This window comes from Humidesulfovibrio sp. (assembly GCF_035560995.1).
In the GTDB taxonomy this organism is placed as follows: Bacteria; Desulfobacterota; Desulfovibrionia; order Desulfovibrionales; family Desulfovibrionaceae; genus Humidesulfovibrio.
Map to the genome: position 1 here is coordinate 1 of NZ_DATMYK010000246.1, position 6384 is coordinate 6384.

Annotated in this window: 7 protein-coding genes; 4 read left to right on the top strand and 3 right to left on the bottom strand. The window is 65.6% G+C overall.

Going from position 1 to position 6384, the window contains the following annotated elements; all coding sequences use genetic code 11:
- Positions 1–298: 298 nt before the first annotated feature.
- A complete protein-coding gene (locus VN419_RS09635; protein ID WP_325646915.1) occupies positions 299–1867 on the top strand; it encodes a sensor histidine kinase in 1569 nt (522 codons plus the stop codon).
- Between the two features lie 78 nt (positions 1868–1945).
- Here VN419_RS09635 and purM read toward each other — a convergent pair whose 3' ends face one another.
- The gene (gene purM / locus VN419_RS09640) at positions 1946–2998 is read right to left on the bottom strand and encodes a phosphoribosylformylglycinamidine cyclo-ligase (RefSeq protein ID WP_325646917.1); all 1053 of its coding nucleotides are present in this window, start codon (positions 2996–2998) and stop codon (positions 1946–1948) included.
- A gap of 165 nt (positions 2999–3163) precedes the next feature.
- On the opposite strand from purM, the gene VN419_RS09645 reads away from it, so the two are divergent.
- Positions 3164–3595: a hypothetical protein gene (locus VN419_RS09645; RefSeq protein ID WP_325646918.1), complete on the top strand. Its 432-nt coding sequence runs from the start codon at positions 3164–3166 to the stop codon at positions 3593–3595.
- 64 nt (positions 3596–3659) lie between these two features.
- Here the strand turns inward: VN419_RS09645 and VN419_RS09650 are convergent, their stop codons facing one another.
- Entirely contained in the window at positions 3660–4532 is an 873-nt protein-coding gene (locus VN419_RS09650) for a hypothetical protein (RefSeq protein WP_325646920.1), read from the bottom strand.
- Positions 4533–4631: 99 nt separating this feature from the next.
- Positions 4632–5132: a hypothetical protein gene (locus VN419_RS09655; RefSeq protein ID WP_325646922.1), complete on the bottom strand. Its 501-nt coding sequence runs from the start codon at positions 5130–5132 to the stop codon at positions 4632–4634.
- Positions 5133–5522: 390 nt separating this feature from the next.
- Between VN419_RS09655 and VN419_RS09660 the strand changes: the two genes are divergently transcribed.
- Together VN419_RS09660 and VN419_RS09665 are read left to right on the top strand one after the other, a co-directional pair.
- Positions 5523–5828, top strand: coding sequence for a zinc ribbon domain-containing protein (locus tag VN419_RS09660; RefSeq protein WP_325646924.1), 306 nt, complete (start codon positions 5523–5525; stop codon positions 5826–5828).
- Between the two features lie 134 nt (positions 5829–5962).
- Positions 5963–6384, top strand: a 422-nt coding sequence (locus VN419_RS09665) for a lyase family protein (RefSeq protein WP_325646926.1), incomplete at its 3' end; no start/stop codon positions are given.

Genomic DNA, 6384 nt, shown 5'->3' on the forward strand with positions numbered 1-6384 from the left:
CAAGAATCCCTGCGTGGAGGACGGCCGCTGCCACAATTGCCGCAGCGAGACCAAGATCTGCAACGCCTGGGTGGTCATCGAGGGCTCCAGCGTCAAGGACCGCATCCATGTGGTGCTGGTGGGCGAGGACCTGGGCTACTAGCCTGCGTCCGCGCAGCCGTGTTCAACGAAGCCCCGGTCCGCCGGGGCTTTTTTTGTGCGAATTCATGCCCCGGCGCTTGTCACGCTTGGCTGTGCCGTATAGGGTGGTGTTTGCTGGGTTTCCCCCTTGCGCCAGCGTCCTTCAGGAGAACGTGCCATGCCCGCAGCCTCTGACCTGGAAGCCATCAGCTTGAAAGCGCCTGCCGCAGGACAGAGCGCCGCGCGGGGCGTGGAGTTTGCCTGCTGCGGCTTGCTGCTGTGCGCCGCCGCCCTGGGCCTCCTGGGCGGCCTCACCGGCCAGCGGGTGCTGGACAGCCCGCTGCTGACCCGCGTGCCCATGGCCATAAGCACAGCCGTGCTCTTTTTGATCCTGGGCGGAATGCTGCTGCTGCGCCAGATCTTCGGCGCTGGGCTTGGCCTGCGCCGGGCCGGAGGGGGGCTGGCGCTGCTGGCCGCCGCGGCCGCGTGCCTCAATGGCGCTTCCGTGCTTTTGGGCGGCGGGAGCGGTTTCCTGGACCTGCCCTTCCGGCAGTTGAGCCTGTGGCTCGGCGTGCCGCACGTGAACATGTCTCCGGCCACGGCCACGCTCTTCACGCTCTCGGGCTTGGCGGCCTGGCCGCTCCTGCTGCACGGGGCGGATGATTCTCCTGTGCGCGAACCCTGGCTCGCGGCGGCGGGGCTGCTCGCCGCCGTGGTGGCCATGGCCGGGGCGGTGTTTTTGCTGGGCTACGCCTTTGGCTCGCCGCTGCTGTATGGCGCGGGCGTGGTGCCCGTGGCCCGCTCCACGGCTCTGTCCTTCGTGCTGCTGGGGGTGGCCCTGGTGTGCGAGGCCGGACCTCGGCGCCCGCCCCTGCGCATGTTTGCCGGATCTTCACCCAAGGCTCTGCTTATGCGTGCCTTTGTGCCGCTGGCTGCGCTGCTTTCCCTGGCGCATGCCCTGTTTCTTGCCCACGGGCAGGGAGGCGAGAGCGACGCCCTGCTGGCGTCTTTCGTGGCCATGGCCACGGCTGTGGCCATCGGTGTGGCCGTTTCCGTGGTGGCGCGGCGCGTGGGCGGCAGCCTGGAACGGGCCGAAGCCCGTCGGGCCGAAGCCGAGGCCCGCGTGCGCCTGGCCCTGGAGGAAAAGACGGTGATGCTGAAGGAACTGCACCACCGGGTGAAGAACAACATGCAGATCATCAGCAGCCTGTGTCTGCTGCAGGCCGAGTACGTGGTCGATCCGCGCGACCGCGTGCTCTTCGAGGAAAGCCAGGCGCGCATCCGCAGCATGGCCCTGGTGCACGAGGATCTGTACAAGTCCGACGACCTGGCCTTTGTGGACATGGGCAGTTACGTGCCGCGCCTGGTGGGACAGCTGGTGGCGGGCTTTCTGCCGCCCGTGCGCGTGGAGTGTCTGGTGGAGGATGTGCGCCTGCCCATCACCCAGTCCGTGCCCTGCGGCATGCTGCTGAACGAGCTGATTCTGAACTCGCTCAAGCACGCCTTTCCCGGCGCGGAAAGGCCGGAGCTGCGGGTGAGCCTGCGCATGGAGGAGGGCCTCGTGCGGCTGGAGGTGGCGGACAATGGCCCCGGCCTGCCGCCTGGGTTCAGTCTTTCGGGCACGTCCTCCTTTGGCATGGTGCTGGTGTCGAGCCTCACGGATCAGCTGCACGGCAGCATCGAAACGGGCGCAGCGGCAGGCGGCGGGGCGCGCTTCGTGGAGCGTTTCCCCCTGGCGGAATCCTGAGACGCTTGCCAGGACGCGAAAAAAAAGCCCCGGCGGACCGGGGCTTTTTCGTTTCTTGGGAATGGTGTGCGGGGCGTGCTAGCCGGGAAAATGCACCTGCACCTGCTCCTGGTCGTCCACGCGGCTCTTGATCTCGCCGATGACGTAGCCCGCCACGTCCATGCCGGACAGGCGGTTCATGATGTCCTCGGCCACATCCTTCTTGGCGATGAGCACGTACCCGATGCCGGTGTTGAAGATCTGGAGCATCTCCGGCCAGGAGAGGCCGCCCTGGTTCTTGAGCCACAGGAACACCGGGGTGACGGGCCAGGAACCGAAGCGGATGTGCGCGGTGACGGCCTTGGGCAGCACGCGGGGCAGGTTGTCGTAGAAGCCGCCGCCGGTGATGTGCGCCATGCCCTTGATCGGCAGGTCGCGCAGGAGGTTCAGCACCGGCTGCACGTAGATGCGCGTGGGGGCCAGCAGGGCCTCGGCCACGGTCACGGTGTCGCCGGGCAGGATGTCCGTGCCCTTGAGGCCGGAGGCCTCGAAGATTTTGCGGATGAGGGAATAGCCGTTGGCGTGCGGGCCGGTGGAGGCCAGGCCGATGATCACGTCGCCGTTGGCCACCTGGGAGCCGTCCACGATGCGCTCGTAGTCCACCATGCCCACGCAGAAGCCGGAAAGATCGTACTCGCCCTCGGGGTAGAAGCCGGGCATTTCGGCCGTCTCGCCGCCAAGGAGCGCGCACTTGGCCTGCTTGCAGCCTTCCACGATGCCTTCGAGCACGCGCACGGCCACGTCGGTCTCAAGCTTGCCGGTGGCGAAGTAGTCGAGGAAGAACAGGGGCCGCGCGCCCTGCACCAGCACGTCGTTCACGTTCATGCCCACCAGGTCTATGCCGATGGTGTCGTGCCCGTCGAAGGCGAAGGCCAGCTTGAGCTTGGTGCCCACGCCGTCCGTGCCGGAGACGAGCACCGGCGCGGCCACGTTGGTCAGGTCGGGCTTGAACAGGCCGCCGAAGCCGCCGATGCCGGAAAGAACGCCCTTGCTGTGGGTGCTGGCGGCCAAAGCCTTGATGCGCTCGACGAACACATTGGCTTCATCTATGTTGACTCCGGCTGCCTTGTAAGCATCGGCGCGATTGGACATGTTCTGTTCTCCTTGCTGCGTGGGCCGGCCTTCCCGGCGCGGGGGGCGATGGGACCGTTGCGTGTTTGTGTCCGCGCAGTGTATACTGAAGCCGGGCAAGATTCAAACCCTAATTCCTGGCGCGCACGGGCCGGGACGCGGGCGCCGGGCGTCCGGGAGGCGCTGATGAACCGTAGAATCCACAAGAAATCCGCCGCAATGTCTGTCGTGATCGCGGTGTTTCTGCTGGCCTGCGGCGGCGGCGCTGCCCAAGCCCAGAACAGCGTGCGCGGCCCGGTGGGCGCGCCGGTGCCCCTCACTTTCAACGACGGCCAGGGAAATCCGGCCGGGCAGGCGAATCCGGCACCGGCCCCCCAAACGCCCGCGGCGGAAAGCAAGGCGGACGCGCCGCAGCCCAAGTTTCCCAACAAGGACACGGCCAAGAATCGCCAGGATTACGAGATGGGCACGGACACCGGCAGCATCCAGCTCGGCCGGGACGAGGCCACGGGCGACACCACGCTGCGCCACAATCCGCCCAAGAAGGAACAGCAGCCCTATCCCATCGAGCAGCAGCCCATCAACGTGTGGCCCGTGGTGCCCGGACGCCACCGCTAGGCGCGCAAAAAAGGCGGCCCCATTTCTGTGGAGCCGCCCGCGGGAAAAGCTTGCCGTGCCGGGCCTAGGAGCCCATGCCCTTTTCGCGGTACAGGTCCAGGTTCCACTTGAACACGAACTTGCCCAGGCCGGAAACCTCATCGAACTTCAGCGGCCGCCAGACCATGCCGAGCTTCTCGTCCATGGAGCCCTCGGCGACAAACTCGAAGCCCAGGGCGGTTTCGCTGGTCTGCGGGTCGCGGAATATGTTGCGCAGCACGGCGGCCACCCAGAAGGCGGACGAACCGGCGCCGGTTTCGGCCATGGCGCGGAAGTGCACGGCGTAGCGCGTGCCCTTCACCGGCTCGGGCAGGGCCGTGTGCATCAGCGCGGAGCTGACCAGCAGGCGCAGGCCGTTGGCCGAGAAATTGTCCACCTTGAACTGGCGGCTCTGCATCTGCTCGGCGCTTAGAACCGGCGTCAGCTTGTCCATGTCCTGCCAGCCGGAGAAATCCGGCCAGAGGGTCAGCTCCGGCACCTTGCGGGCGTCCACCTTCACGCGCACGCTGCGGCGCAGCTGGGCGCTCTTGAGGTTTTGCGGAAAGGCCAGGCTGAAGTGCACCATGCCGCTTGGGCGCATGGTCACGCTGCGCACGCTGGTGTCGAAGGTCAAATATTGTTCGCGGCCGCGGGTTTCACGGTCGCGCACTCGGAAGTAGCAAGAGAGCAGCACGCCGTCGAAGGCCCTGGTGGCTCCCTTGAGGCTCGAAACCTCGACTACCAGGCCGCCCTCGTCGTACTCAAGCAAGGTGCCGGTCAGGTCCTTGATGCTGGTGACGCCTTCGTCGAATTCCAGCTTGAGCTTGGCGCGCTGGTCGCGGATGTCCTGCAGCAGGTCGAGGATGATCTGCTTCTTGCGCTTCTCGTCGTCGTCGTTCTTGGACCAGAGGGCGCACACGTGCGTTGACCTCGCTTGTACTGGTTCGTTGCAGGGGGAATGTCATGCCGGAGCTGTCCCCGGCATGACTCATATGCAAGCTCCGATCCAGCCTGTGGGCTAATGCACTGACTTGCTTGCTGGCTCGTTGGGGTTGCCGCCGCCGGCCATGAGTTTCTTGCGGTATTCCTTCACCTCGGCCATGCCGTTCCACCCGGCATACATCTCGCGCCACTCGGAGAAGGGCAGACGGCGCGCGTCCAGGTACTGCTCGTGGCCCTTCATCCACACGCCGAACACGTACATTTCGACCTTGAAGGCCTTGCTGTCCAGGGCCCGGGCCACAACGTCCGCGCCATACTTGCTGCCGTCGTAGCGGGCGCCCACGAAGGAGCACACCGTGGCCTGGCACATCTCGTAGCTGATCTCGCTGTTGTTGAACATGTCGGCCAGGCCGCCAAGATGCTCCTGCTGGGCGTAGATCTCCTTCAGGTCTTCATGGGGGATCTCGATGAACAGCTTGCCGTCTTTCTCGACGACGAAGTAGTGCCGCAGCCACTGCTCAAACATGAACACCTCGGCGATGTCAGCCACCGCGTTGGTGAAGGTATCGGTTGCCATGATGCTCTCCTCGGAATCGTTGATTGTTGCGGGCTTGCCCGCCAGGAGGATAATGGGGCCTTGAAGGGGCCGCGTCAAGGGCAATGCGGGCACGCGCCGCAAGGACGCTTTACATGCCCGGAGATGTGCGCTAGAAGCGCGCATTCACGCAGGCAATCCGCGTATTTTTTTTCAGGAGGACACATGGGCAAGCACAAGAAAGTCGAGCGCATGAAAGAAATCGGTCGTCGCCGCAAGCGTCGTGAAGAGCGCCTCAAGGAGCGCATCCGCGAAGCCAAGGCTGCCGCCAAGGGCAAATAGGCGCAACTGTCAGGCGGGCGGCTCCCCAGTGGGGCCGCCCCGTCGGTTCCGGGCCCTTTCGTGGCCCTTTTCTGGTTTGGAGGAACATCCATGCCCATCTACGAGTACAACTGCCAAGACTGCAAACAGATCTTCGAGGAATGGCAGAAGGACTACGAGGAGAGGGACATTCCCTGCCCCGTGTGCGGCGGCAACGCCAGCCGCATCATCTCCAGCACCTCCTTCGTATTGAAGGGCGGCGGCTGGTATGCCAGCGGCTACAACAGCGCCAGCGCGGGCGGAGCCGCGGCGGACCCTGCGGCCCCGGCAGCCCCGGCGGCGCCCGCAGCGGACGCAAAGCCGGCCGGGAGCGCTCCGGCGGCACCCGCCGCCTCAGCCACGGCGGCCACCAGCTAAACACAGTCACGGAAGGCAGCCCAAGGCTGCCTTTTTCATGCCCTCGCCCATTTTTGCGTAAAAATGTTTGAAGCAATACGCGCGGAGTGATAGGGCACACATTCGGACCCGCAATCCCCGGACGGAGCACCACCATGATCGAACGCTACTCCCGCCCAGAAATGGCCGCCCTGTGGACCATGGAAGCCCGCTTCGGCGCCTGGCTCGAAGTGGAGCTGGCCGTGTGCGAGGCCTGGACCAAACTCGGCGTCATCCCGGCCGAGCACATGGAGACCATCCGCGCCAAGGCCGCCTTTGACGTGGCGCGCATCCTCGAAATCGAGGAGAAGACCCGCCACGACGTCATCGCCTTCCTCACCGCCGTGGAGGAAAAGGTGGGCGAGAGCGCCCGCTTCATCCACCTGGGCTGCACCAGCTCCGACATTGTGGACACGGCCAACGCCGTGCTTCTGGTGCGCGCGGGCAACATGATCCTGGCCGACATCGACACGGTGCTCGCCGTGTTGAAAGACATGGCCTTCAAACACAAAGACCAGCTGTGCATGGGCCGCACCCA

Bases quoted from the DNA above. Each gene is read 5' to 3' on its own strand.
- VN419_RS09645 (WP_325646918.1), top strand. From the start codon at position 3,164: ATGAACCGTAGAATCCACAAGAAATCCGCCGCAATGTCTGTCGTGATC.
- purM (WP_325646917.1), bottom strand. From the start codon at position 2,998: ATGTCCAATCGCGCCGATGCTTACAAGGCAGCCGGAGTCAACATAGAT.
- VN419_RS09660 (WP_325646924.1), top strand. From the start codon at position 5,523: ATGCCCATCTACGAGTACAACTGCCAAGACTGCAAACAGATCTTCGAG.
- VN419_RS09635 (WP_325646915.1), top strand. From the start codon at position 299: ATGCCCGCAGCCTCTGACCTGGAAGCCATCAGCTTGAAAGCGCCTGCC.
- VN419_RS09655 (WP_325646922.1), bottom strand. From the start codon at position 5,132: ATGGCAACCGATACCTTCACCAACGCGGTGGCTGACATCGCCGAGGTG.